At 71.1% G+C, this 350-nt stretch carries 1 pseudogene; it reads right to left on the bottom strand.

Annotated features, from left to right (window positions below):
* A pseudogene (locus tag B3T77_RS14740) lies at positions 1-191 on the bottom strand (two-component system response regulator); the annotation flags it as partial.
* Positions 192-350: the final 159 nt, after the last annotated feature.

Raw genomic sequence — 350 nt, 5'->3', positions numbered from 1 at the left:
TCCAGCACGGCGAAGGCCGGGGCCTTGTCACGCAGCAACTGCATCGCCTCGGCGACGGATTCGGCGGTCGTCACCTGAAAGCCGCGCGCCTCCAGCGCCCGCCCCATCCGGGTGCGCAGGGCTTGGTCGTCATCCAGCAGCAGCAGGGACTTGTCGGGCAGGGCGGCGATGCGGGCTTCGAGTTCTGACATGCGTTTCTCTCCTGCCGCTTCAAGTCGGGACGGGTAGCGCGCGGGTCAAGGCCAAGGTTCCGCCTGCGACGCTTCGACCCAATCGCCTCATGCCGCGACCTCCAGCGCCGGCCGCGCCCAGCGCACCGCCACGCGCGCGCCGCGGGCCGAACCCTTGGC

The organism is Brevundimonas sp. UBA7838 (assembly GCF_002500885.1).
GTDB lineage: Bacteria > Pseudomonadota > Alphaproteobacteria > Caulobacterales > Caulobacteraceae > Brevundimonas > Brevundimonas vesicularis_C.
The sequence above is the reverse complement of the archived record's forward strand: the minus strand, read 5'-3'. Positions and strand labels throughout refer to the sequence as shown.